This window comes from Lysinibacillus sp. NPDC097195 (assembly GCF_044762075.1).
GTDB lineage: Bacteria > Bacillota > Bacilli > Bacillales_A > Planococcaceae > Lysinibacillus.
Genome location: NZ_JBIWDP010000002.1, coordinates 337,058 through 362,241 on the forward strand (window position 1 = coordinate 337,058; position 25,184 = coordinate 362,241).

The following is a 25,184-nucleotide window of genomic DNA, read 5'->3' on the forward strand; positions in this document are numbered from 1 at the left end:
AGCTCTAATCTCCCTTCATTACAGCATCTATATAAATAGATGGGTCATTTAATAGTTTGGCAGCATCATTCATAAATGGTGTCATCCACTCCGAACCAACACCATAGGCTACTGTAATAAGTACTAATAGGACAGTTGGTGCAAAAAGCGTTGTATACACTTTTTTGTCGACAGTACCTGTTGTCTCTTTTTCCTCTCCCCAGAAGGCATAAAGGAAAATACGAATAACCGAAAGTAAGACAAGTAAAGATGAGGCTAAAATAAAGATGCTGCTCCACATGCTACCAGCCTCAAAGCCCCCTTGCACGATTAACAGCTTGCCGACGAAACCGCTAAGTGGGGGAATACCTGCTAAACCGAAGGCTGCAATGAGATAGAACCAACCTAGGACAGGATACTTTTTCATAAGACCGCCCATTTTTCGTAAATCAGATGTACCAGTAATGTAAATCACAATACCAATCAACATAAAGAGGGCAGCTTTGATCAGCATATCATGAACTAAATAGAACATTGCGCCCTTGAGTGCCATTTCATTCATTTGAGAGACACCAAACAAAATAACACCAACTGCAATGACAATATTGTAAATAATGATGAGCTTGACATCAAAATAAGCAAGCGCCCCGATACAGCCTGCAATGATGGAGCCAATTGCTAATACCATTAGTAAATCATGGGTATACGATAAATCATGTACGAAAAATAATGTGTACGTGCGCATAATCGCATAAACGCCAACCTTTGTTAACAGTGCTCCAAATAGTGTTAATACAGGAATTGGAGCTGCTGCGTAAGAAGTAGGAAGCCAGAAGTAAAGCGGGAATATAGCCGCTTTTAATCCAAATACCATTAAGAATAAAACAGCGATAACTGTGATAATTCCTGGCTGATTAATGTCGCTAATTTTTACGGCGATATCTGCCATATTCAGTGTACCGACAACCGAGTAAAGATAAGCTACTGTAATAACAAACAAAGCAGAAGATATAACATTGATTAATATATATTTAATGGAGCCTTTAAGTTGCCCCTTTTCTCCTCCGAGTACAATGAGTAAATACGACGCCATTAATAGTACTTCGAAGAAGACGAATAAGTTGAAAATATCCCCTGTCGTAAAGGCGCCATTGACACCGGTTAAAATAAACATAATCCCTGGATAGTAGAAGAAGCGCTCACGCTCCTTTGTAATAGAGCCAAAGCCGTACCATACAACAAAAAAGGCAATAAGTAATGTTGTTGTGACTAACAGTGCAGACATCATATCAGACACCATTGTAATACCATACGGAACAGGCCAATCTCCGAACGTTACTTTCTGAATGCCATCATTCTTTACCTTTAGTAATAGTGAAACAGCTGATGCAAAAGCAAGGACAATCCCTAATAATGCGAATGAACGCTGGTATTTTAAATTTTTTTGTCCAAACATTAAAATTATGCCGAAGAAGAAAGGAATGATAATAGGTAGTAAAAGGAAGTTATTCATCTTCATCACTTCCTCTCATTAAACTAATATCATCTGTCTCCAGCTCCTGATAGGAACGATAGGCAAGTACTAGGAAGAAAGCCGTTACACCAAAGCTAATGACAATAGCAGTTAATATTAATGCTTGTGGTAATGGGTCAGCAAACGTTTTCGCGCCTTCTTTTAGCACAGGCGGAGCCTCTCCTGTTAGACCACCCATAGTTAAAATGAGTAAATGTGCCCCGTGACTTAAAAGCCCGGTACCAATAATAATGCGTAATAAGCTTTTTGATAATATTAAATAAACCGCTGCCATAAACAAAAAGCCAATGACAAACGCCATAATTATTTCCATTATTCATCCTCTCCAATCGTTTGAATAATGGTCATCGTAACGCCAACAACAACCAAGTAAACACCGCTGTCAAAAAGCATTGCTGTGTGTAAAGACTGCTTCCCTAGAAGCGGTAATTCGAAATAGTCAAAGAAATGTGTGAAAAACGGTTTCCCTAAAAACATCGGGAATGCCGCAGTAGCAAGTGCCAATAATAGGCCTGTTGCAGTTAAATACGTATAGTTGATTGGTAAAACATTACGTACTGTATTTAAATCAAAGGCCAGCACTAACAGCACGATGGCACTGGATGTTAAAAGACCACCAACAAAGCCCCCACCGGGTGTGTAATGACCAGCTAAAAAAATATGAATGGAGAAGAAGAAAATAATGAAGAATACAATTTTAGCTGTAAATTGTATAATCACATCATTTGTTTTCATGTGCTTTCTCCTTTCTATTCATACGCAGCTTGATCATCGCTAAAATCGCCATTCCTGCAATACCTAACACTGTAATTTCAAATAATGTATCAAAGCCACGGTAGTCTACTAAAATCACATTGACAATGTTCCCGCCACCAGCTAAATCATAGACAGTATCTTCATAATATTTCGAGATGGACGGAATAAGCTTTTGCGAATGTGCCGATAAAGCGATTAACGTCACCATCACACCAACTGCGATTGAAATGATTGCACGATTTAATTGAAAGCGCATGCGTTCTTCGCGTTTGCCCAGCTTCGGAAGATGATAAAACGCTAATAAAAATAATGCAACGGATATTGTTTCAATAACGAGTTGTGTTAATGCTAAATCGGGTGCATTAAAAATAACGAAGAATAGTGCAACTGTGTAACCGACAGCGCCAAGTCCGATAATGGCTGTTAGGCGTGATTTCGCTAAAATGGTAATTGCCGTTCCAATTATTAATACGACAATTAAAATTAATTGGTAGGAGCGGATAGGTGCTGCTCCTTCAAAGGAAATTGAAAAGGCATCCTTTACAAATAAGGTTCCAATTGAAATAGCGGCAATGCCACTAAACATATAAAGTAGATAGTGGCGCATAGAACCCGTCATATATAGACGTGATAGACGATTTAATCCTACATCTAAACCAAGCATCATTTTGTCATAGGCATTATTAAATGTAAGCGCACGTGGGAATAGTTTGTAAATGCCTTGCCATTTCGGTAGGGCAACAAATAATAAGACACCTATAATAACAATACCAATGGTCATAATTAATTCAGGTGTAAAACCACCATGCCAGGCAGCCACATGAATGTTGATATCTTCAGGTAAATCATATAAAAATGGCTGAATAGCTTGTACAGCCGGCTTAACAAAAGTATCACCAATCAGATTAGGGACGAAGAAAATAATAACCACCAAAGATGCTAAAATCATTGGTGAAATGAGCATCCCAATTGGAGCCTCATGTGGTTTATGAGCGTAAAGCTCTGGTTTATAAGTTCCTGTAAATGTTCTAAATACAAAGTAGAAACTATAAATAAACGTAAAAATACTAGCAATCCAAGCAACGATTGGGAATAGCACGCCCCAAGTCTCAAAACCGAAAAATTCGAAATTTTGCAGTGCTAACATGGCAGATAAAAACATTTCCTTACTTAGGAAGCCATTAAATGGTGGTAAGCCTGCCATTGAGAAGCTGCCAATAGCAGCAACGGTAAAGCTTAAAGGCATAATACTCATTAATCCACCAAGTTTACGTATATCACGTGTACCTGTTTCGTGATCAATAATCCCTGCAATCATAAATAAACTACCTTTAAATGTCGCGTGGTTGATCAGGTGGAAAATGGCTGCGAACGCCGCATATTTAAAAACAGAGTCAGCTGCACCGTTGACGTGAAATGCCACTGCTCCCGCCCCTAATAATGACATAATAAGACCAAGCTGACTGACAGTTGAAAACGCAAGAATACCTTTTAAATCCGTTTGTTTGAGAGCAAAGAACGAACCCCAGAAGAGAGTCAACAGTCCTACGCCTGTAACAAGCCAAATCCATAATTCAGAAGCTGCAAAAATAGGTGTAAAGCGAGCAACTAAGTATATACCTGCTTTTACCATTGTTGCGGAGTGGAGATATGCACTAACAGGTGTTGGTGCCTCCATCGCATCTGGTAACCAAATATAGAATGGAAATTGAGCAGACTTCGTAAATGCCCCTAGCAGTAATAACACAAGTGCCCATGTGAACAATGGATGCTGCACTAAGTTTGGCGCCATTGCAATCAGTTCACGAATGGAATATGTTCCACCCATTAAATAAAGAAGGATAAATCCTCCTAACATCATTAAGCCGCCGAAAACTGTAATCATCATCGATTTTAGAGCACCGAAGCGAGAAGCATCACGTGTGTACCAATAACCAATGAGTAGGAACGACGAAATCGACGTTAATTCCCAGAAGAAGTACAACGAAATTAAATGATCTGATTGAACAACACCAAGCATTGCGGACATAAATAATAATAAGTAAACATAAAAATTATGTAATTTTTCTTTATGTTTATCTAAGTAAAAAATGGAGTAAAGTACGACGAGTGAGCCGATTCCTGTAATGAGTAACGAGAACAGTAAGCTAAGTCCGTCCAAATACGATACGACAGAAATATCGAGCGAGGGAATCCATGGTATCCCATCAAGAAATACTTCTCCATGTGCTACTCTCGCGATATATGTAGCATAAATAACGACGAGTGTAGCAGGTACTGCAAGAACAAACCAGCCTGTGTGAATATTTTTAATGCTTTTATATATAAAAGGCACAAATATTGCAGCAAGCATCGGGATGAAAATATAGAGTACTTGTAACAAAAAAATCCTCCTTTATGCACGTAAGTGTAATAATTATAACGTACTTTCGTTGCGAATGCATATGCACTAGTAGGATTTAGCTTGGATAGCCGAGGATTTTTAGCTATATTATAAATAGGAAGTTATCAAAAAAAACAGAGGAAAAAATTTTTTATGAAGAACCCTTATATATATGGTTTTTTACCATTAATTACAATTTTATTATTTAGTTTAACGTTTGGCATGTATGCAGTAGGCGAAGCGTTACAACTATTTCGAGCAATCGGTGTTTATTCTGGTATGCGAGAATTTTTATCAGATTTTGAATTACGTGTACTGTTGCTCATTGTATTTGCGCTTATTTTTTTTATGGCGTTTTCAGCGCTTAAATTGGTCGGAGAAACCATTCATGAATTAGGGATGCTATTTTTCTCGAAGGATAATGAAGGGGCGGCGGTCAGCCAAGCACGTGGAGGCTATGTCATACTTTTTATTGGTGCTATGTGTTCAGCCTTTGCCATTCAATCGATTTATGCATTAGCGGGTATATTTGTGCTAACAGTTTTTATCTATTTTATCTACTTAATCTATAAAATGAGCCTTTTTATGTCCATGGGTGGAACGATAGGATTACTAATATTTGAGCTTTTCATGTGGACATTATTAATCTCGTTATTAGTTTATGTAATGCTAAAACTCTATAACGGTATATTAGCCAGTCTCCCCTTTGCAAAATAAAGTGCCAGGCACCGAAACAATTCTGAAATTTAAGGATATTAAATCAAAAACCCACCTAGCCTCAAGCGGGACACGAAACATAAGTCACAACAGCGATGCTGCGACTTACAGTGCGCCCGCGGCAAGCGAAGTGGGTTTTAAAATGCGGTTTTAAAGTGCCAGGCACCGAAACAATTTTGAAAATTGCTAGTTGTTTTTGCATTATTCTAGTAAAACATTAAACAGTTTGTGATGAATTTTATACGATTCTAATTTTTCCATAGTTTGTGGTTTATCATAACCAAGCCATACCGCTGCAGTATAGTGGTCATTTAAACCTGCTAGCCAGTAATCACGGTAATCATTGGTTGTACCTGTTTTAGCTCCAACATAGTTACTATTACTATAAACACCTTGCCCCGTACCATTTGCTACAACATCTGCAAGTAGCTCTCGCATATATTTTACCGTTTTCGGTGACCATATTTGATCACGTTCTTTGTCCCAGCTATATAACTCAGTACCATCGTTAGCTGTCACTTTACGAATACTATGTGCAAGAACATAGGAACCATCAATAAAGCTTGTATAAGCATCTGCAAGCTCAAGCGCTGTGACGCCATAAGTTAATCCACCCAATGAAGCAGCATACGTATGATCTTTAGCAACGATGGAGCGGAAATGGAAGCGGTTAAGATAAGCGAATGCCGTTTCGACTCCGACCGCATTAAATAGACGCAGTGCGGACGTATTAAAGCTATTGCGGAATGCTGTGCGAATTGACACATCTCCATATTGATAACCGCCATAATTTTCAGGGCAAAACGAACCGACACAATAGCTACCCCCGTTTACAATCGAATCGGGTGTATGTGTTGTTGTTTCAAAAAAGGGTGCATAGACGGCAAGCGGTTTAAATGCTGAGCCGGGCTGGCGTGGTCCTTGATAAGCGCGATGATAATCAAATTTTTCGTAGTTTTTACCTGCATAAAGGCTGACGATTTCACGAGATGAATTATTAATAACAGCACCAGCTGCCTGTAATTCGCCTTTTCCTAAAATAGCAGTCATGCGTTCTTCATCATGAGCTTGTTTTATTGGGTCAAGCGCGGTATATACAGTTAAACCGTTTTGAAATAATGTACTAAGACGATTGTCTAATTGTGCTTTAATTGATTTTTTTTCTTCTTCACTTTGCGAGTTTTGAAGTCGCTCAGTATAACCTTCCTTTTCAGCTACAAGCCAGCGTAATTCTTGAAGTACATAAGTGCTATACATCGGGTAGCTTTGCACTTTGCTTTTCACATTTAAAGTAATGGGTTGTGCTTTATATGAAGTTGCATCTTCTTTAGTAATCGAACCACTTGCAGCAAGTGTATCGAGTAATCGTTCTTGCCGAGCTTTTGTCTCATCAAAATTTTTAAGCGGGTTATACAATGATGGATTGTTCGGAATAGCTGAGATAAAAGCTAGCTCAGCAATTGATAGTTCTTGAATTGGTTTTTGAAAATAATAGGTCGCTGCACTGCCTATGCCGTAAACTTGATTGCTAAAATATGATTCATTTAAATACATTGTTAATATTGCATCTTTGTCATATTTTTTTTCAAGCTCATAGGCATAAAATAGCTCCGTTAGTTTTCGTTCATACGTTTTTTCATCCGATAGATAACGCATACGAACAAGCTGTTGGGTAATCGTACTGCCACCTTGCGAAGCTGTATTAGCGTTGGAATTAGCGACCACCGCACGTATGATGGCACTAAAATCGAAGCCAATATGATCGTAAAAGTCGGCATCTTCACTAGCAATAAAAATTTCCTGGGCAATTTGCGGAATTTGTTGCAATGTTAAAGGTTGTCGCCATTCGACATATTCTTCGCTAAATATTTGGCCGTTCTGATCAATTAATGTGACGGGAAGTTGAACTTGTACTTCAGGCACATCTATTTTCTTTTCAATTTGTTGTGCGTGTACTTGAGTTGTATTTAACTCTGTGCGTATATTCGAACCAATCCACCAAATGGTAGGTAAGCATAACGTAATAATAATAATGCCCAAAACTTTTTTCATAACTGCCTCCAACGTTGTACATAAGTCTTTCAACAGAATAGCATATTTTGGATACATTCCAAATACTCGTTGAGACCTATTTACATGTGTGCACAACGATAAAACGGAAATGGAGGAGGGAGTATGTTCATTCCTTCATTATTTTGGGTTATACTACCAATGGTACTAAACGAAAGATTCTACGTTTTCCAAAACTTAACTGTCCGATTGATTGTAAAATTATAAAAATCGTCAATACTTTGGTGGAGAAAACGGCTATGAAGTATGTTAGACTAATATGAGGTCAGAAATGATGCAGTAGAATCATTTTCGTTGAAACTGAAATTTTACATTTAAAGGAGAGACTTCAATGTTTCCACAATTAACAACAGAAGTACAAGAAGGCGAAGTACTAGTAGAAATGAAAACAACTTTAGGTGCTATTAAAATTAAATTGTTCCCAAAACAAGCACCAAAAACAGTTGAAAACTTCTTAGGTCATGCAAAATCAGGTTATTACGATGGTATTATTTTCCACCGTGTTATTCAAGATTTTATGATTCAAGGCGGTGACCCAACAGGTACAGGTATGGGTGGAGAGTCAATTTGGGGTAACTCATTTGAAGACGAATTTTCTGATGAATTATTTAACCTACGTGGGGCTCTTTCAATGGCTAATGCTGGTCCAAACACAAACGGTTCTCAATTCTTTATCGTTCAAATGAAGCACTTGCCAAGCGATATGCTTCGTCAACTTCAAGGTGCTGGTTTCCCAGAAGAAATTATCGAGGCCTATGCACAAAATGGTGGTACACCATGGTTAGACCATAAACATTCTGTATTTGGTCATGTTGTGGAAGGTATGGACATCGTTGATAAAATCGCGAATGTAGAAAAAGATCACCGCGATAAACCAGTGGAAGATGTTAAAATTGAGTCAATTACAGTTTTTGAATAATAATTGTAGGGACGTGTAGAAAATATGGAACATTTAATGTATCAATTTTTGTATTTTCCTGAAGATAAAACAGCTTATATTCCTGCCGCTTTTGAATTTTTAATTATGCTTATTCTTTGTATAGGCGTATTTATGATTTTCCGTAAAATTTCTAAAAAGCAGGAAATGAAATCTAAGGAAATCGAAGCACGTATTTTAGCAGAAAAAAATCATTCAAACAATCAACAAAACGTATAAAAAAGAGGCACTCTGCGAAAGAGTGCCTTTTTATATGTGATTTTCCCCAGCGATTGCGTGACTGGCACTAATGTAAACAAAAGTACAAAACACGCTCCGCTTCCTGCGAAAATTCAGAATTGTTTGAGTGACTGGCACTTTATAATGAAAGGGCTAGTTTAAAGCGCGCCACCGCATCTTTGACTGTGTCAAATGAGCAGGCAACATTCATGCGTAGGAAGCCGCGGCCTTCTTCACCATATTTTGAGCCTGGCTCTAATGCAAGCTTTCCGATTTCAAGCAAACGTTGCATAATCTCTTTTTCCTCAATACCTAATTGTCGGCAATCAATCCACAATAAGTACGTACCTTGAGGCTTCGCAATATGGACGCCAGGTAATTGTGTTAACTCTGTAATGACATAATCCATATTGTTTGAAATATAGACTAGTAATTCTTCCAGCCATGGCAACCCTTCACTGTAAGCTGCTTGTAGTGCTACCGGAGCAAAGCTATTTAATGAGCCTTGACCACTAGCCATGTTAACTGCCTCTAATTGCAGACGCTTTTTCTTATCAGTCGTAATAATATAGGCAACTTGAATACCTGCAAGATTAAAAGTTTTGGTCGGTGCCATACAAGTAATTACGCGATCGATTTCATCACCGGCAATTTTTGCTAGTGGCGTATGCTTTGCTCCATCTAACATTAAATCTGCATGGATTTCGTCTGAAATAATCAACACATCATATTTTGCACAAAGACGAATAATTTCTTTTAACGTCGCTTCATCCCAAACATAACCACCAGGATTATGAGGGTTACACAATATGTAAGCTTTAATATTTTGGGCAAGGGCTTGTTCGAATGCCTCAAAATCAAAGACAAATGTTCCTTGTTGTTCTATTAAAGGACAAGTTACCACTTCACGACCATTACTTTTTGGAATATTAAAAAATGGTGGATAGACAGGTGTTGAAATAAGCACCTTATCACCAATACTTGTCATGGCAGTTAAAATATTTGCTAAAGCGGATACGACTCCGTGGCAAAAAGAAATTGAATCTTTCTCAATTTGCCAATTATAGCGTTTGTTTTGCCAGTCTACTATCGACTGTTTGACTTCTTCGCATACAAAGCCATAGCCGAAAATGGCATTCTCGACATGTTTTTGTAATGCCTTTGAAACAGCAGATGGTGGGGCAAAATCCATATCTGCTATCCACATTGGTAATATTTCTGTTGTATCGTTTAGACCATAAATTTTCTCCATTGCGTCCCATTTTACTGAGTTTGTATAGCGACGATTTAATGTTTGATCGAAAATAGACAAGCAAATCACTCTTTTCTTTTTTTTTTACTATGGTATCATACCTATTAAGATTAAAGGATAATAGGTGAGTATTTTGGAAAATATAAAAATGAATCGAGCAGCCGTACATTTGCTAGCGGAATGGGATCCTTTCCACATCGGTGCTGAGCATTATGATACAGAAACGGCTGATGTTGTTGCAGCATTACAAAGTATTGATGATCCCTCTGCGCTTGCAAAGGTCATACAAGAAACTTACGAGCATTCGTTTGAGCAATGGATTCCGATTGAAGATTGTGTTGCCATATCATACAAACTGATTGCCATTAAGTTTGAAGCAAAATGCATTATTTAAATCGACATATAGTGTTTTATTATTGGAAAGGCTTGATAAAAAGCTTTTTCCTTATAAAAGTGAGGTTGTCTTAACGATTTAGACAACCTCATTTTCTTATTGGAACAATGTAATATTCCTTGACTGAAAATAAGCAAAATCGCAATGGGCGAGATATAGCGAATTGATATATACCAAATATTAAAAAGAAACTAAAAGAAGCAAGTACTTTTCTTGTAATGTCTTTGGTATAGTAAAAAGCCTGCAAAAATAGAAATTAGTAAGGCACCGATTGGCATGCCGACACTATTGGTAATGAATTCTACAAAATCAAAAATAGAGCGATTTTAAATTTTTTCATCTGACAGAATACCGAAAGACAGAGCGCTTGGAATACCAGAAGATGAAAATTATACTACCGCCTACCCATGCGACTTTTTTACGTTTTTCTGGCTTGTCTCCAATGGCAGTAGCTACAACTATTTCTAACATGGAGATCGAAAAAGTTACTATGGTAAACAGTAATAGAATTAAGAAAATCGTAGAAAAAGACCACCGAGTGGCAATTGCTCGAAAACGGCAGGTAAGATAATAAAAACAAGCCCTGATCTTTGGTCAGGTGGATAGCCTAATGCGAACACAGAAGGAAAAATAACTAAACCTGCAAGTAGCGAAATGTTATTATTCATTGACGCTACATTAATGGCTAAATTTCCGATCTTTTCAGACTTCGGGAGATACGATGCGCACGTTATCAAAAAATGTTTCGGCATTTAAGTAAGACCCACCAGGTACAAATAGAAATTTAATGCCTTCTATGGCACCATCAAGTGTGAAGGAACGAATCACAAACACAATGAAGAATTTAAATAGCATTGGTATTATCCACGTACTAGCCTTCTCAATTCCACCTTTAATGCCCCTGATACGATGACAATCGTTAACAGAAAAAATTACCCTTGTACAAGTATAGCTTCCAATGGACTAGAGATCGTGTTGCTAAACAAATCAGCATAATTTCCGTCATGACAGTCGTCGATAATTGTAACGTCAAGGACCGTCCTAAATAACTTAATATCCCACCAGCTACTACACTATAGAAGGATAGAATCTTTCATGTGGCTTGTTCTTTCAATGACGTAACAGCATCTTTTTGCCTACGACGACCAATCATAAATTGTGCAATTAACATTGGTAAACCGATGAAGAATGTACATAAAATAAATACACTTCCACCGTTCGTTCCCGCCATATAGGGGAATTTCCATATAGCCCTAAAATCAATGACACTTCCGGCAGCAGCTAAAATAAATGCTATTTTTGATGTGAATTGCTCTCTAGATGACATGGAAGTAAAGCCTCCTCATACTAAAACTCTATTTTACCGCAAAAATTGCATAACACAAGCAAATTTCTGAAAATTGGCTTTTAATCAATAACTACTAAAAGTAAGTAAGTGTTACGTTGCTACTGTTCCATTTATGGGCAATCTCGTCACTATAACCGTATGGAAATGCACTTTTAACAATTCAGTAAAAAATGTAACAATAAGAGTGTGCCGGACGTTACATATAAAAGGAGGGATAACGCGTGAGTGAGTCTCAATTAATCGAACGAGCACAACAAGGTGATAAAGAAGCCTATATCGAACTAATTCGCACCTATCAGCGAACAGTAGAAAAATTTGCCTTTCAATGTGGCGTACATAGTAGAGATTTAGCGGATGTTTCACAAGAAGTTTTTGTGAAGCTGTACCGCTTTTTACATCAATTTAAACAGGATCGTTTTACTACATGGCTTTATAAAGTGACGCTCAATGCTACAAGAGATTATTATCGGAAAGAGCAACGACAGCAGGTAAAGGAGGAGTTGTTAAACGCGCAACGACAAGCCCCTAGCCCTTCTGCTGAAAAGCATGTACTAAATTTTGAGGAAGATCGTCTATTGCATGAGAGCATTCAAGCACTTGATGAAAAATATCGCTATCCGCTCGTATTGTTTTACTTTCATGAGTTGAAGTACGAAGAAATAGCAGAGGTACTTGGTATTTCATTATCGACTGTAAAAGTCCGCATTTTGCGCGCAAAAGAAAAACTTAAAGTCGCTTTGACACAGGAGGGGAGTGCTGACAATGGATGACAAACAATTTGACAAACGCATGGCTTTATTAAAAAAATCTTACGACCGTATGGAGCAACAAGTAGACCCAGCAAATGTTTTTAAACAAATTGAAGAAGAGGATAAAGCACTAGCGATGCAAACGATTGCCAGTCAACAGAAGCCCTCCATGAAGTGGCAAAAGCGAATTGTATGGCTAGCAAGCTGTGCAAGCATACTGCTAGTTGGCCTGTTAGTGTCACTTTACACGATGAAGCAACAAGCAAGTCCACCAAATGAAATAACGCAAGATGTGCCGGACAAAAAAGCTGAAGAAGAGATGACTGATTATTTAATAAAAAAATTCAATAGTAAAAAGGAGGAAATTAGAAAAGAATTAAAAGTTTCTAAAGATGAGCTAGAAGCATTTAATTTTATTAAAAATGCTAACTCCACGTTAGATTTTTACTTAACGACGAATTTACAGTTGAGATTCACCGATAAAAACTACACGAAAGTTATGGAAAAAGATATCTTGAACAATTTGATGACCCCTAAACGCGCAGTAGAAAAGATCAAGACCTTTAGAGATTTAACTTTTGAGGAATCGTATGCAGTTTATAGCGACTATATAATTGCAGTAAATGAATTAGAAACGTTTTACAGCAAGCTACTTGAGCCTTATGAACAACTTTTGCTAAAACCAGATGATGTAGAATACCCAGCTGATTTAAAAGCTATTATGGAAGCAGCAAACAATCAATTTATGCAGCTTAAAATAGACGCTGGTGGTAGGTTTTATTTTAAAGCCAATCCAATCCATGGCGAATTTGCGCCACCCTATATCAATCAATTACATCCGGACATTTTAGGGTATTTCGAATATTTACAAACAGGATATCTACTGGAAGTTGACGATTTGCGCTACACGCGGGAAGAAACTGCAACATCGCTTAAAATAATGGAGCGAACGTTACTGGCAGATGTCAATGCTAGTTCTTCTGATTACAAGCTGTTAGAAGAAACTTTTAAAAATACATGGGTAGCATTATTACTTGGCACTAAACAATATCCTGCTATTGCGGATGATGGGCAACCTTATTCGGAATACTTAACATTTTTACAGGATGTTGCCGCTGGTAAGTATGGAGAGGTTATGAAAAAAACAGCATCCTCCATCTTAAAAGAATTCCAGCAATCGAATCATTCGGCTACATTATCGCAACTCGCACCTTATGATATTTGGATAATTCTTTTGCAAACAAGGGAAGAAACAGCAGGCTATATAAATGATAGTGATTTTATTGTCGTTGATATGGATGATTCTAGCATCAATCAAATAAAAGGCATCTATGAACAATATACAAAAAATTATGATGATGCTGTGTTAAATCAATTACACCCGCTGAATATTGTTTCGCTTTATTTATATGCCGTGTCCATTGGCGATGAATCGGTGCAAAAATCATTATTAGCACCAGATGCGGAAGTCGATGGAAGTAAGTTGCAAACGATTGAAAGTTTAGACGTTTTTAGTCAACTTGGCGAATATGACGGGGTAAATAGGATGGTAGCTGCTCGAGTGGCCGCAAGTGAGCAGCAGAAGTACGGCAAGCAGTTCCTCATTAAATTTTCAAAACAGGAAAACGGCTATTATCGTATTACAGAGATCATTGAATAGTGGGACGATTTTTTGCCCCACTTATTGACGTATGTTATAATTTAACGTGATATATACGTAGCAAACATATAGAAAGTGGGCAAAGGTTATGGCAAAAAAATATGAATTAGGAGACGTATTGACCGGAAAAGTTACAGGTATTCAACCGTACGGTGCATTTGTCGCACTTGATGACGATACACAAGGGCTCGTGCATATTTCTGAAATTACGTACGGCTTTGTAAAAGATGTCTGTGAGTTTTTATCAGTTGGGCAAGAGGTTGAAGTGAAGGTACTTGAAATCGATGAAGCGGCCGAAAAAATTAGTTTATCGATTCGTGCTTTACAAGAACGCCCAGTAGCAGTTAGAAAAAAAGACGCACCACCACGCAAATCATTGCAGGATCGAGTAGATGAATCCGATGCAAACGGTTTTAATTCACTAAAAGACAAACTACAAGACTGGATCGAACAGTCAGGTCACTAAAAAAACGAGGATGCTTCCATGCGAAGGTATCCTCGTTTTTTTTATAAAAATAACTATTAGTCCTTTTTCATCTTTCTTAGACGATATTGTAAATTTTGTCGACTCATACCGAGTGCACCTGCAGCTTTCGTAATATTGCCTTCATATAGATTTAAAACATTTTGCACATAATAGGATTCGGCTTCACGCAAATAAGCATCGAGTGGCATTACTTCATTATGCTGCTGGAACATAAAGAATTCCGGTTCGCGTTCAGATGTGTCTTGATTTTGCGCCTTAAAACGAAAATGTACAGGAAGTAAATCGAACGTAACGGTAGTTTCAGTTGTCATAAACGATACGATTTCATCTAGAAGGAGTTCAAGCTCTTTTAGATTTCCTGGCCAATCATACTGTAAAAATAAAGCTTGTACATCTGGTGCAAGTTCTGAAACATTGGAAGCGAATCGCTCGCGATGGCGACTCAAATAATCATCAACAAACGGTAAAATATCTTCTTTACGGTCTGTTAAGTTTGGAATGGTAATCGACATGGTAGCAAAGAAATAATATAGAGATTTCGAAAGCTTGTTCTCTGCAATAAGAGTAATCGGATCACTGCCAACACTGCCTATCAGCATATATTTTGATTGTGGAAGTGACTGTAATAATTCTAATAATTGCTCTTGAATGTCTAAGCTTAAAAAGTCAATTCGTTCAAAGAAAAATGTATATGCTTTGTCATCCTGTAATAGCTCGTGTACTTTATCGAGTACTGATTTAGCTGAACGACGGCTAAAAAGTGTAACAAATGCTTCTGGATCAGCAGATGCAGCGTGATGTATCCCTTCAGCAACTAAATCTTTTCCTGTACCAGATTCCCCAATAAGCAAAATCGGTAATTTTACCGCAGCAGCTTTTTTCGCATTTGCGATTACTTGTTGCATTGTCTCTGAAACAGCCGTTATCATATCGAACGTCATAGGCTCACCGTATCGGCGAAGAGGCTGATACACTAGTTTTTCTAAAGATGTTATATCACGTGCAAATTCAATTGCTCCAATTAATTGCTCATTGTTGAAAAGTGGGAATGTATCATTGATTGTTGTAATTTCATGTCCATTTTTATTCCAATAGGTTTGTTTCACATTCACTTCTTGTAAACCGGTTTGTAATACCCGCATTAAAGTACTTTCATGTTGACGGAAGGAAAACAACTCAATGATTGAACGATCTGCTAATTCATCAAAATGAAATCCTTCAATTTCTTTCATTTTTGAATTATAGATAATTGTTTTACCAGTAACGTCAATCGCATGTATACCAACGGATACATTAGTTGCAATAAACTCATAAAAAGGCAATAAGGGTTCAGAATTTTTCATAAAATGTGCACCTCAGAAATTTTTTACTTGAAATATGCAACGAAATTTTGCATTATAATAAGTGTAAGAATATTTTATACGCAAAAATATTTTGCGTCAATGTTTTTTGCACACTAAATTTTTACAGCTCACAAAAGGAGGATATCATATGATTCCATACAAACACGAACCATTTACAGATTTTACTCAAGAAGCAAACTACAACGCTTATGTAGAGGCATTAAATAAAGTTGAAGGTTATTTAGGTCAAGACTACCCACTGATTATCGGTGGCGAACGTATTACGACAGAAGATAAAATTGTGTCTTATAACCCAGCAAAGAAAACAGAAGTAATCGGTCGCGTTTCGAAAGCGAGCAAAGAATTAGCTGAAAAAGCAATGCAAGCAGCAGATGAAACATTTAAAACATGGAAAAAAGTTGACCCAGCGATTCGTGCTGACGTGTTATTCAAAGCCGCTGCCATTATCCGTCGCCGCAAACATGAATTCTCAGCACTGTTAACAAAAGAAGCTGGTAAGCCATGGAATGAAGCAGATGCAGATACAGCGGAAGCTATTGACTTCCTTGAATACTATGGTCGCCAAATGTTACGTATTAAAGACGGTCAACCAGTAGAAAGCCGTCCAGGCGAGTACAATCGTTATGACTATATTCCATTAGGAATCGGTATTGTCATTTCTCCATGGAACTTCCCATTCGCTATTATGGCTGGTACGACAGTAGCCGCATTAGTAACAGGGAATACCGTGTTATTAAAACCAGCTTCAACTACACCAGTTGTCGCTTATAAATTTATCGAAGTATTAGAAGAAGCAGGTTTACCGGCTGGTGCAGTAAACTACGTACCAGGTTCAGGTGCTGAAGTTGGCGACTACTTAGTAGATCACCCAAAAACACGCTTCATCAGCTTTACAGGTTCTCGTGATGTCGGCTTACGTATTAACCAACGTGCTGCAACACATAACGAAGGTCAAATTTGGATCAAACGTGTTATCGCTGAAATGGGCGGTAAAGATACAATCGTTGTTGATAAAGAAGCAGATTTAGAGCTTGCGGCACAATCTATCGTGAAATCAGCATTCGGCTTCTCAGGTCAAAAATGTTCAGCATGTTCTCGTGCCGTTATCGTAGAAGATGTATATGAGACAGTAGTCAACCGTGTAGCAGAGCTAACAAATGCTTTAACAGTAGGTGACCCATCTGACAACAGCAACTTCATGGCAACAGTAATCGACCAAGCAGCATTCAATAAAATTACAGAATACATTGAAATTGGTAAAGGTGAAGGTCGCCTTGTAGCAGGTGGTACAGCGGATGATTCAGTTGGTTACTTCATTAACCCAACTGTATTTGCAGATGTAGACCGTTCGGCTCGCATTATGAAAGAAGAAATTTTCGGACCAGTGGTAGCGATCGCGAAAGCGAAAGATTTCGATGAAGCAATCGAAATTGCGAACGACACGGAATACGGCTTAACAGGTGCGGTTATTACTAACAACCGTATGAATTTAGAAAAAGCACGTGAAGATTTCCACGTAGGTAACTTATACTTCAACCGTGGATGTACAGGTGCAATCGTTGGTTACCAACCATTCGGTGGCTTCAACATGTCCGGTACAGATTCAAAAGCTGGTGGCCCAGACTACCTACAACTGCATATGCAAGCGAAAACAACTTCAGAAATGCTTTAATCTTTATAGATTAGTGCATAACATATTTTAAAGATTGGCTGTTTAAACATTGCCAAAAGGTTAACCAGCCTCGTAGCCAATAAAACCTACGAGGTATACGGTTAACCATAGTTAGGGAACGAATTTTTTGTATTGTTTCTATTATATAGCTAATTTTTTCGGTTCTTAAAAACAGTCGTATCTTTCATAGATTTTCAATATAAGTGAGTAGGGAGAGAATGCTATATGACAAAATCACAACAAGTTATTGATCAAACACAAAATTACGGTGCTGCAAACTATCATCCACTGCCAATCGTTATTTCTGAGGCTGAAGGTGCATGGGTTAAAGATCCAGAAGGAAACAAATACTTAGATATGTTATCTGCATATTCTGCAGTGAATCAGGGGCATCGCCATCCAAAAATTATTGCTGCATTAAAAGAACAAGCTGACAAAGTAACGTTAACTTCTCGTGCATTTTACAGTGAAAACTTAGGTGAATGGTATGAGCTAGTAGGTAAATTAACAAACAAACAAATGGTTTTACCTATGAATACAGGTGCAGAAGCTGTTGAAACTGCATTTAAAGCAGCTCGTCGTTGGGCTTATGATGTAAAAGGTGTGGAAGAAGGGAAAGCGGAACTTATCGCTTGTAACGGAAACTTCCACGGTCGTACGATGCTAGCTGTATCTTTATCATCTGATGAAGAATACCGTCGTGGTTTCGGACCGATGTTACCAAATATCAAACTTGTTGATTACGGTAATTTAGAAGCATTAAAAGCTGCAATTACGCCGAATACAGCAGCATTTTTAATTGAGCCAATTCAAGGAGAAGCTGGTATTGTCATTCCACCAGAAGGCTTCTTAAAAGCTGCACGTGAACTTTGCCGTGAAAATAATGTATTATTTATTGCGGATGAAATTCAAGCTGGTTTAGCTCGTACAGGTAAAATGTTTGCATGTGATTGGGAAGAAGTAGAGCCTGATATGTACATCTTAGGTAAAGCATTAGGTGGCGGTGTATTCCCAATTTCTTGTGTAGCTGCCAACCGCGATATTTTAGGTGTCTTCAACCCAGGTTCACACGGTTCAACTTTCGGAGGCAATCCTTTAGCATGTGCTGTTTCAATCGCATCTATTAAAGTATTATTAGATGAAAAATTAGCAGAGCGTTCACAAGAGCTAGGTGAATATTTCAAAGGGAAATTACGTGAAATTAATAACCCAGTAATTAAAGATGTTCGTGGTCGTGGTTTATTCATCGGTATGGAATTAACAGAAGCAGCGCGTCCGTACTGTGAAAAACTAAAAGAATTAGGCTTATTATGTAAAGAAACACATGATACGGTTATTCGTTTTGCACCACCATTAGTGATTTCTCAAGAAGATTTAGATTGGTCAATTGCTCAAATCGAAAAAGTATTTAATATTTAACAAAATGTTCACATTTTATTTCCGAAGTGTGTTACAATGATGCCGATATACTATCATTATAAAAATTAAAGAGGCGATTTAATATGTCTGAAAACTTAAACCTGTTCACATCAACTCAAGATGTTATTCAAGATGCTCTAAATAAACTAGGCTATGACGAAGCAATGTATGAATTACTAAAAGAGCCGCTTCGTATGTTACAAGTACGCATCCCAGTTAAAATGGATGACGGTACAACGAAAGTATTTACTGGTTACCGTGCTCAGCATAATGATGCAGTAGGACCAACTAAAGGTGGGGTACGTTTCCACCCAGCTGTTTCCGAAGAGGAAGTTAAAGCGCTTTCAATGTGGATGACATTAAAATGCGGAATTGTAGATTTACCTTACGGTGGAGGTAAAGGCGGTGTCATCTGTGACCCACGTCAAATGTCTATGGGTGAAATCGAACGTCTAAGCCGTGGTTATGTTCGCGCGGTTAGTCAAATCGTTGGACCAACTAAAGACATTCCTGCACCAGATGTATTTACGAATGCACAAATTATGGCATGGATGATGGATGAATATAGCCGTATGGACGAATTCAACTCTCCAGGATTCATCACAGGTAAGCCACTTGTTCTTGGTGGTTCTCAAGGGCGCGATCGTGCGACTGCACAAGGTGTAACGATCGTTATCGAAGAAGCTGCGAAAAAACGTGGTATCGATATTAAAGGTGCTCGCGTTGTAATCCAAGGTTTTGGTAACGCAGGTAGTTTCTTAGCTAAATTCATGAATGATTTAGGCGCTAAAGTTATCGGTATTTCAGATGCATACGGTGCACTTCATGATCCTGAAGGTTTAGATATCGACTACTTATTAGATCGTCGTGATAGCTTCGGTACAGTAACAACATTATTCGAAAACACAATTTCAAATAAAGATCTTTTAGAGCTTGACTGTGATATTTTAGTTCCTGCTGCGATTGAAAACCAAATTACTGCAGACAACGCACACAATATTAAAGCAAATATTGTTGTAGAAGCAGCAAATGGTCCAACAACAGCTGAAGCGACTAAAATTTTAACAGAGCGTGGTATTTTACTAGTACCAGACGTATTAGCATCTGCTGGCGGTGTTACAGTTTCTTACTTCGAATGGGTACAAAATAACCAAGGTTATTACTGGACAGAAGAAGAAGTAGAAGAACGCCTTTACAAAAAAATGGTTGACGCATTTGAAAATGTTTATACAACTGCGACAACACGCAACATCAACATGCGCTTAGCTGCCTATATGGTTGGGGTACGCCGTACTGCTGAAGCATCTCGCTTCCGTGGCTGGGTTTAATCAATAGAGTATTAATAAAGAAGACATTCCTAATAAGGAATGTCTTTTTTTTGAAATTAGCTGTGGACTGGCTTACCGTGGTTCCAACGTAAGTCGCACTCCATGCTAATGTGCGTGATTGATGTTGTGCTACTCAGTAGGAGCACAGCACTGCGCTCCAAGGAAGAGCAAAAAAAGTATGTATGAAATGCATAGTGTCCTATTTTAAGGAAAGAATCTCTCCTTTGTTTTGTATTTTTTGGTTTGAAATCTTTGCTTTCTTCATTATAACTATGAGAAAATCCAACTAGAAAGGGGCGAATTCAATGGATTCATTTACATTTTATAACCCAGTGAAATTACACTTTGGTGAAGATGCGCTGGAGAAATTACCGAAAGAGTTAGCGCAATATGGCAGCAAGGTACTCGTAGTCTACGGTGGGGGTAGTATAAAGCGTAACGGTGTGTACAATGCTGTTATGGAGAAATTACAACAAGCAGGTAAAACAATTTTTGAATTGAGTGGCGTAGAGCCTAATCCTCGTGTTGAAACAGCGCGAAGAGGGATTGAACTTTGTAAAAGTGAAGGCATTGATCTTGTACTGGCTGTTGGTGGTGGTTCTGTCATTGACTGTTCAAAATTAATTGTTGCTGGTGCAAAATATGATGGTGACGCGTGGGATATTGTAAAACGAAAAGTATTTATTGAAGATGCCTTACCGCTTGGAACAGTTTTAACATTAGCTGCTACAGGCTCCGAAATGAATTCAGGCTCTGTTATTACAAATGCCGCAACTGAAGAAAAGTTAGGTTGGGGTAGTCCAGCAGCATTCCCGAAATTCTCGATTTTAAATCCGGCTTACACGGTGTCAGTACCGAAAAACCACACAGTTTACGGTATGGTTGATATGATGTCTCATGTTTTGGAGCAGTACTTCCATAATACGACAAATACACCTGTTACAGATGAAATGTGCGAAGGTGTTTTAAGAACGGTAATAACAACAGCACCTAAATTACTAAAAAATTTAGAGGATATTTCATTGCGTGAAACGATTTTATTAGCTGGAACGATTGGTTTAAATGGCTTTTTAGCAATCGGCTCACGTGGAGATTGGGCATCGCATAATATTGAACATGCAGTTTCTGCAGTTTACGACATTCCGCATGCGGGTGGTTTAGCAATTTTACAACCTCATTGGATGCGTCTCAATGTACCGGTTAATCCAGAGCGATTTGCCGGCTTAGCGACTCGAGTTTTCGGTGTTGATCCGACGGGGAAAACGGCTGAAGAAATTGCTTATGAAGGTATTGATCGATTATCGGCATTTTGGACTTCCTTGGATGCGCCAAGTCGTTTAGCTGATTATAATATTGATGATTCAAAATTCGGGCAAATTATTGAACATGCTATGCAAAATGGACCGTTTGGAAACTTTAATAAACTACAAGAAGAAGATGTGCGTACAATTTTGCAAAACGCCTTGTAGTATAGAAAAAGCGTTCGATTAATTAAATCGAACGCTTCTTTGCTATATTGTTGTTGTCATTCCGTCGAGTGCCCTCGCTATCAACAACTAGTTCCTTTATTAACTTATTGTGGTCGTTCACCTACGTGTACCCAGTTTGTTTTACCATCATCCTCATCAAATAAAATCGCAACTTTAGATACACCTTTTTGGCTTAGAATAACTTCTGTTAAATGATCGCGGACATCATCTAGAAAGGCAAGTGATAAATTCGCATCTGCTTCAGCAACTAATTCAACGTGTAAAAATTCCCCTTCTTTCACAACCTCTAAGCGAACAATATCTTTAATATTAGGGTCATCCATTACTAAGTGCGCAATATGATTGAGCATTTCCTCATCTGTTTCCCCAATCACACCACGGGCATTATCAAGAAATACCTTTCCAACAACATAAAACATCATACAGCCAATAATGATTGATACAAGCCCTTCAATTCTCGTCCAACCTGTAAAATGTGCAATTAAAATAGCGGCAAAGGCTAAAATATTCCCACCTGTTGCTACTAAATCTTCCATAAATACTAATTTTGTCGCTGGTTTGGCACGATTTAAAAATCCGAATGCTTTCGGTAAAGACATTAGACCAGCTTTTTCTTGTCCTGCTTCGTGTAAAACTTCTACAGCTGCTTTTGCAAGTACAGTTCCCTCTAAAATGATGCCGATTAATAATACGCCAAGTGCTATTAACATACCTTTTGATTCACCTGAAGGATGCATAAAATGATGCCAGCCTTCTTTAATTGTTTCATAAGATAAAATGGCTACAATTATAACGGCGAATAGACAGACTAGATTGACAATTCGTCCGAAACCGCCTGGAAATTTCTTTGTCGGTGCTTTTTTGGATAATGCCGAACCAACATATACGAAAAATTGGTTTGCTGCATCTCCAAGCGAATGCATCATCTCGGCAAACATAGCGACATTGCCTGTGAAGAAGAAGGCAATTCCTTTAATAATTCCTAAAAATGCGTTTACAAATGCTGCCATTAGAGAAGGTTTATTACCTTCCTTTAATAGTTTCAATAGTTCTGTCATGAAAGAATCCTCCAGCTAATTTAAAATTTCCATTTCAATTTTTTCAATATAGGGTAAAGTACGTAATGAACGATAAAACGACAGTAAGTTATCTGAGACGATTAGCGATAAACGGAAATCTAATTCGTGTAACACTTGATTATTTCCTATTGGGATATCTTTAATACGAATGTTTTCAATTACAATATTGCTGTCCTTTAAAAATAGAAGGAATGTTTCGGTATTGTTATCATCATCAATCTGAACTTTTAATGATACTTCTCGCATACGAATGCGTTTTGGTCCGATTTTCATAAGAAATGGGGATAATACTTCAATTCCAAAAACAATAATAATAACAGCTAATGTTGCATCCATATAAAAGCCTGCGCCAACAGCAATACCTATTCCTGCAGCTCCCCATATCATGGCAGCAGTCGTTAAACCTGATATGCTATCATTGCCACGTCTTAAAATAACGCCTGCCCCAAGAAATCCTATACCGCTTACGATTTGAGCAGCTAGACGAAGGGGATCCATTGTAATATTAATTTCTGCTCTCGGAGGCGTTGAGTAGGCGGTCTCTATAGAAATGATTGTTAGTAAGCAGCTGAATGTTGCAATAACTAAACTAGTCTTTAATCCAACTGGTTTCTTTTTTAATTCCCTTTCAATACCGATTACTAAACTTAATGTGGCTGCAATCACTAATTTTATGCCAACTTCATATGTAATCATATTCTCCAATAATGTTTCCAAACGCACCCCTCCATATATTTCGTATTGCTAAGAGATATGCAAACTGTCATTATTATATGTACATTACTTTTTTGTATTGTACATCAGAGAAGTAACGAAGTATAAGTTTTTTTTCTGGAGGTTGATTTATATGAATGAACCAAAAATTCATCCATATATCCCTATTTTGATTGGTGTTATTTCGGTATCTTTATCAGCCATTTTTGTGAAATTGGCAAATGCGGAATCAGGTGCCATTGCCTTCTATCGTATGTTGTTTTCTGTCATCATCATGGCACCGTTATTTTTATGGAAATATACTAAAGAATTAAAGCATTTATCTAAGCGTGATTGGCTTTTTTCTTCAATTGCAGGGATATTTTTAGCATTTCATTTTATTTTGTGGTTTGAATCACTGAACTACACATCTGTTGCGAGTTCCACTGTACTTGTAACATTACAACCGCTGTTTGCGTTTGTAGGTACATACTTTTTCTTTAAAGAAGCAATTACTGTAAAAACGATTATAGCAGGGGCAATTGCCATCGTTGGCAGTATATTAATAAGCTGGGGAGATTTTAAACTAAGTGGTTCTGCTTTTTATGGGGATATGCTAGCGCTAATTGCTTGTGCACTTATTACAACCTACCTATTATTTGGCCAAGATGTACGAAAACGATTATCGCTTGTTACATATACAATGATTGTATATGTAGTCAGTACGATTACATTGTTTTTCTATGTTCTATTGAAAGGGGAATCATTCGGTCCTTATTCTTCGATGGATTGGATATGGTTTATTTTATTAGCTATTGTTCCAAATTTATTAGGTCATACTTTATTCAATTGGTCTATTAAGTATGTTAGTACGAATGTTATCTCGATTGCTATATTATTCGAACCAATTGGTGCAGCAATATTAGCGCTTTTAATTTTTAAAGAGTATTTGATCGCTACCCAAATAATCGGTGGATTAATTGTTATAGTAGGGATTCTATTGTTTGTAGTGGATGATAAAAAGATTTTAAATTATTTTAGAAAAAAAGCTTGATTTTTATATTGCTATATTATATATTATTACTTGTCCTTAACAAGAAGGACGACTTGAATGAAACAATTTAAAAAAAGTTGTTGACTTCTTGTTAGATGCAAGTTATAATAATAAAGTCGCTGAAAATAAGTGACGTAACATGAACCTTGAAAACTGAACAAGCAAAACGTAATCAATATAGTTTCTGAGCTAACTTCGGTTAGTGAACGAAACAAAAATTTTGGACATCAAAATTGATGCCAGCAAAACAATTTGAGCTAATCAAATTTCTTTTATGGAGAGTTTGATCCTGGCTCAGGACGAACGCTGGCGGCGTGCCTAATACATGCAAGTCGAGCGGACAGAGAAGGAGCTTGCTCCTTTGACGTTAGCGGCGGACGGGTGAGTAACACGTGGGCAACCTACCTTATAGTTTGGGATAACTCCGGGAAACCGGGGCTAATACCGAATAATCTGTTTCACCTCATGGTGAAATTCTGAAAGACGGTTTCGGCTGTCGCTATAAGATGGGCCCGCGGCGCATTAGCTAGTTGGTGAGGTAACGGCTCACCAAGGCGACGATGCGTAGCCGACCTGAGAGGGTGATCGGCCACACTGGGA

The 25,184-nt window shown here is 37.8% G+C and carries 21 protein-coding genes, 1 rRNA gene and 1 pseudogene; 13 read left to right on the forward strand and 10 right to left on the reverse strand.

Going from position 1 to position 25,184, the window contains the following annotated elements; all coding sequences use genetic code 11:
* Positions 1-4 precede the first annotated feature (4 nt).
* Genes ACIQXI_RS15190 through ACIQXI_RS15205 form a run of 4 tightly spaced genes read right to left on the reverse strand, consistent with a single transcriptional unit; the run spans position 5 to position 4,652 of the window.
* Complete coding sequence (locus ACIQXI_RS15190; protein WP_402926451.1) at positions 5-1,492, reverse strand: Na+/H+ antiporter subunit D; 1,488 nt, start codon at positions 1,490-1,492, stop codon at positions 5-7.
* Positions 1,485-1,826 (reverse strand): Na(+)/H(+) antiporter subunit C, encoded by a 342-nt coding sequence (locus ACIQXI_RS15195; protein WP_024364871.1) that lies wholly within the window; start codon positions 1,824-1,826, stop codon positions 1,485-1,487. The genes ACIQXI_RS15190 and ACIQXI_RS15195 overlap by 8 nt, the downstream gene beginning before the upstream one ends.
* Positions 1,826-2,248: a Na(+)/H(+) antiporter subunit B gene (locus ACIQXI_RS15200; protein ID WP_340822856.1), complete on the reverse strand. Its 423-nt coding sequence runs from the start codon at positions 2,246-2,248 to the stop codon at positions 1,826-1,828. Before ACIQXI_RS15200 ends, ACIQXI_RS15195 begins: the two co-directional genes overlap by 1 nt.
* Positions 2,235-4,652 carry a Na+/H+ antiporter subunit A gene (locus ACIQXI_RS15205; protein ID WP_402926454.1) on the reverse strand — a complete coding sequence of 806 codons (2,418 nt, stop codon included), beginning with the start codon at positions 4,650-4,652 and terminating at the stop codon, positions 2,235-2,237. The genes ACIQXI_RS15200 and ACIQXI_RS15205 overlap by 14 nt, the downstream gene beginning before the upstream one ends.
* 153 nt (positions 4,653-4,805) lie before the next feature.
* On the opposite strand from ACIQXI_RS15205, the gene ACIQXI_RS15210 reads away from it, so the two are divergent.
* Positions 4,806-5,369, forward strand: a complete 564-nt coding sequence (locus tag ACIQXI_RS15210; RefSeq protein WP_402926456.1) for a DUF5366 family protein — start codon at positions 4,806-4,808, stop codon at positions 5,367-5,369.
* A 201-nt stretch (positions 5,370-5,570) separates the two neighbouring features.
* Here ACIQXI_RS15210 and ACIQXI_RS15215 read toward each other — a convergent pair whose 3' ends face one another.
* Positions 5,571-7,421 (reverse strand): transglycosylase domain-containing protein, encoded by a 1,851-nt coding sequence (locus tag ACIQXI_RS15215; RefSeq protein WP_402926458.1) that lies wholly within the window; start codon positions 7,419-7,421, stop codon positions 5,571-5,573.
* A gap of 349 nt (positions 7,422-7,770) precedes the next feature.
* Between ACIQXI_RS15215 and ACIQXI_RS15220 the strand changes: the two genes are divergently transcribed.
* Both ACIQXI_RS15220 and ACIQXI_RS15225 read left to right on the forward strand, forming a co-directional pair.
* Positions 7,771-8,358 carry a peptidylprolyl isomerase gene (locus tag ACIQXI_RS15220; protein WP_402926460.1) on the forward strand — a complete coding sequence of 196 codons (588 nt, stop codon included), beginning with the start codon at positions 7,771-7,773 and terminating at the stop codon, positions 8,356-8,358.
* A 24-nt stretch (positions 8,359-8,382) separates the two neighbouring features.
* On the forward strand, positions 8,383-8,595 hold the full coding sequence (locus ACIQXI_RS15225; protein ID WP_402926462.1) for a hypothetical protein: 213 nt from the start codon (positions 8,383-8,385) through the stop codon (positions 8,593-8,595).
* A gap of 139 nt (positions 8,596-8,734) precedes the next feature.
* Here ACIQXI_RS15225 and ACIQXI_RS15230 read toward each other — a convergent pair whose 3' ends face one another.
* Entirely contained in the window at positions 8,735-9,907 is a 1,173-nt protein-coding gene (locus ACIQXI_RS15230; protein ID WP_402926464.1) for a MalY/PatB family protein, read from the reverse strand.
* 73 nt (positions 9,908-9,980) lie between these two features.
* Here ACIQXI_RS15230 and ACIQXI_RS15235 point away from each other — a divergent pair, with 73 nt between their 5' ends.
* Positions 9,981-10,241, forward strand: coding sequence for a DUF1871 family protein (locus ACIQXI_RS15235; RefSeq protein ID WP_173479751.1), 261 nt, complete (start codon positions 9,981-9,983; stop codon positions 10,239-10,241).
* A 110-nt stretch (positions 10,242-10,351) separates the two neighbouring features.
* On the opposite strand, the pseudogene ACIQXI_RS15240 reads toward ACIQXI_RS15235, so the two are convergent.
* A pseudogene (locus ACIQXI_RS15240) lies at positions 10,352-11,568 on the reverse strand (sodium-dependent transporter); the annotation flags it as partial.
* Between the two features lie 242 nt (positions 11,569-11,810).
* Between ACIQXI_RS15240 and ACIQXI_RS15245 the strand changes: the two are divergent.
* The 3 genes from ACIQXI_RS15245 (at position 11,811) to yugI (ending at position 14,464) form a co-directional block, all read left to right on the forward strand.
* A complete protein-coding gene (locus ACIQXI_RS15245) occupies positions 11,811-12,359 on the forward strand; it encodes an RNA polymerase sigma factor (RefSeq protein ID WP_402926466.1) in 549 nt (182 codons plus the stop codon).
* Positions 12,352-13,998 (forward strand): hypothetical protein, encoded by a 1,647-nt coding sequence (locus tag ACIQXI_RS15250; protein ID WP_402926468.1) that lies wholly within the window; start codon positions 12,352-12,354, stop codon positions 13,996-13,998. Before ACIQXI_RS15245 ends, ACIQXI_RS15250 begins: the two co-directional genes overlap by 8 nt.
* Before the next feature lie 88 nt (positions 13,999-14,086).
* Positions 14,087-14,464, forward strand: coding sequence for a S1 domain-containing post-transcriptional regulator GSP13 (yugI, locus tag ACIQXI_RS15255; RefSeq protein WP_402926470.1), 378 nt, complete (start codon positions 14,087-14,089; stop codon positions 14,462-14,464).
* Between the two features lie 56 nt (positions 14,465-14,520).
* Here the strand turns inward: yugI and ACIQXI_RS15260 are convergent, their stop codons facing one another.
* Entirely contained in the window at positions 14,521-15,828 is a 1,308-nt protein-coding gene (locus ACIQXI_RS15260; protein WP_402926473.1) for an AAA-type ATPase lid domain-containing protein, read from the reverse strand.
* A 148-nt stretch (positions 15,829-15,976) separates the two neighbouring features.
* Here ACIQXI_RS15260 and pruA point away from each other — a divergent pair, with 148 nt between their 5' ends.
* The 4 genes from pruA to ACIQXI_RS15280 all read left to right on the forward strand — a co-directional run bounded on the left by pruA (position 15,977) and on the right by ACIQXI_RS15280 (position 21,737).
* Positions 15,977-17,521, forward strand: coding sequence for an L-glutamate gamma-semialdehyde dehydrogenase (pruA, locus tag ACIQXI_RS15265; RefSeq protein ID WP_402926475.1), 1,545 nt, complete (start codon positions 15,977-15,979; stop codon positions 17,519-17,521).
* Between the two features lie 225 nt (positions 17,522-17,746).
* The gene (locus ACIQXI_RS15270) at positions 17,747-18,940 is read left to right on the forward strand and encodes an ornithine--oxo-acid transaminase (RefSeq protein ID WP_402926477.1); all 1,194 of its coding nucleotides are present in this window, start codon (positions 17,747-17,749) and stop codon (positions 18,938-18,940) included.
* A gap of 83 nt (positions 18,941-19,023) precedes the next feature.
* Positions 19,024-20,268, forward strand: a complete 1,245-nt coding sequence (locus ACIQXI_RS15275; protein ID WP_402926479.1) for a Glu/Leu/Phe/Val family dehydrogenase — start codon at positions 19,024-19,026, stop codon at positions 20,266-20,268.
* Positions 20,269-20,573: 305 nt separating this feature from the next.
* On the forward strand, positions 20,574-21,737 hold the full coding sequence (locus ACIQXI_RS15280) for an iron-containing alcohol dehydrogenase (protein ID WP_402926481.1): 1,164 nt from the start codon (positions 20,574-20,576) through the stop codon (positions 21,735-21,737).
* A 104-nt stretch (positions 21,738-21,841) separates the two neighbouring features.
* Here the strand turns inward: ACIQXI_RS15280 and ACIQXI_RS15285 are convergent, their stop codons facing one another.
* Both ACIQXI_RS15285 and ACIQXI_RS15290 read right to left on the reverse strand, forming a co-directional pair.
* Complete coding sequence (locus ACIQXI_RS15285) at positions 21,842-22,816, reverse strand: cation diffusion facilitator family transporter (protein WP_402926483.1); 975 nt, start codon at positions 22,814-22,816, stop codon at positions 21,842-21,844.
* 15 nt (positions 22,817-22,831) lie between these two features.
* The gene (locus tag ACIQXI_RS15290) at positions 22,832-23,554 is read right to left on the reverse strand and encodes an MgtC/SapB family protein (protein ID WP_402926485.1); all 723 of its coding nucleotides are present in this window, start codon (positions 23,552-23,554) and stop codon (positions 22,832-22,834) included.
* A 130-nt stretch (positions 23,555-23,684) separates the two neighbouring features.
* Here ACIQXI_RS15290 and ACIQXI_RS15295 point away from each other — a divergent pair, with 130 nt between their 5' ends.
* The gene (locus tag ACIQXI_RS15295) at positions 23,685-24,584 is read left to right on the forward strand and encodes a DMT family transporter (protein ID WP_402926488.1); all 900 of its coding nucleotides are present in this window, start codon (positions 23,685-23,687) and stop codon (positions 24,582-24,584) included.
* A 271-nt stretch (positions 24,585-24,855) separates the two neighbouring features.
* Positions 24,856-25,184: ribosomal RNA gene (locus tag ACIQXI_RS15300) — 16S ribosomal RNA — on the forward strand; the annotation flags it as partial.

Bases quoted from the DNA above. Each gene is read 5' to 3' on its own strand.
- ACIQXI_RS15220 (WP_402926460.1), top strand. From the start codon at position 7,771: ATGTTTCCACAATTAACAACAGAAGTACAAGAAGGCGAAGTACTAGTA.
- ACIQXI_RS15215 (WP_402926458.1), bottom strand. From the start codon at position 7,421: ATGAAAAAAGTTTTGGGCATTATTATTATTACGTTATGCTTACCTACC.
- ACIQXI_RS15260 (WP_402926473.1), bottom strand. From the start codon at position 15,828: ATGAAAAATTCTGAACCCTTATTGCCTTTTTATGAGTTTATTGCAACT.
- ACIQXI_RS15270 (WP_402926477.1), top strand. From the start codon at position 17,747: ATGACAAAATCACAACAAGTTATTGATCAAACACAAAATTACGGTGCT.
- ACIQXI_RS15280 (WP_402926481.1), top strand. From the start codon at position 20,574: ATGGATTCATTTACATTTTATAACCCAGTGAAATTACACTTTGGTGAA.
- pruA (WP_402926475.1), top strand. From the start codon at position 15,977: ATGATTCCATACAAACACGAACCATTTACAGATTTTACTCAAGAAGCA.
- ACIQXI_RS15200 (WP_340822856.1), bottom strand. From the start codon at position 2,248: ATGAAAACAAATGATGTGATTATACAATTTACAGCTAAAATTGTATTC.
- ACIQXI_RS15250 (WP_402926468.1), top strand. From the start codon at position 12,352: ATGGATGACAAACAATTTGACAAACGCATGGCTTTATTAAAAAAATCT.
- yugI (WP_402926470.1), top strand. From the start codon at position 14,087: ATGGCAAAAAAATATGAATTAGGAGACGTATTGACCGGAAAAGTTACA.
- ACIQXI_RS15275 (WP_402926479.1), top strand. From the start codon at position 19,024: ATGTCTGAAAACTTAAACCTGTTCACATCAACTCAAGATGTTATTCAA.
- ACIQXI_RS15195 (WP_024364871.1), bottom strand. From the start codon at position 1,826: ATGGAAATAATTATGGCGTTTGTCATTGGCTTTTTGTTTATGGCAGCG.
- ACIQXI_RS15285 (WP_402926483.1), bottom strand. From the start codon at position 22,816: ATGACAGAACTATTGAAACTATTAAAGGAAGGTAATAAACCTTCTCTA.
- ACIQXI_RS15225 (WP_402926462.1), top strand. From the start codon at position 8,383: ATGGAACATTTAATGTATCAATTTTTGTATTTTCCTGAAGATAAAACA.
- ACIQXI_RS15210 (WP_402926456.1), top strand. From the start codon at position 4,806: ATGAAGAACCCTTATATATATGGTTTTTTACCATTAATTACAATTTTA.
- ACIQXI_RS15295 (WP_402926488.1), top strand. From the start codon at position 23,685: ATGAATGAACCAAAAATTCATCCATATATCCCTATTTTGATTGGTGTT.
- ACIQXI_RS15190 (WP_402926451.1), bottom strand. From the start codon at position 1,492: ATGAATAACTTCCTTTTACTACCTATTATCATTCCTTTCTTCTTCGGC.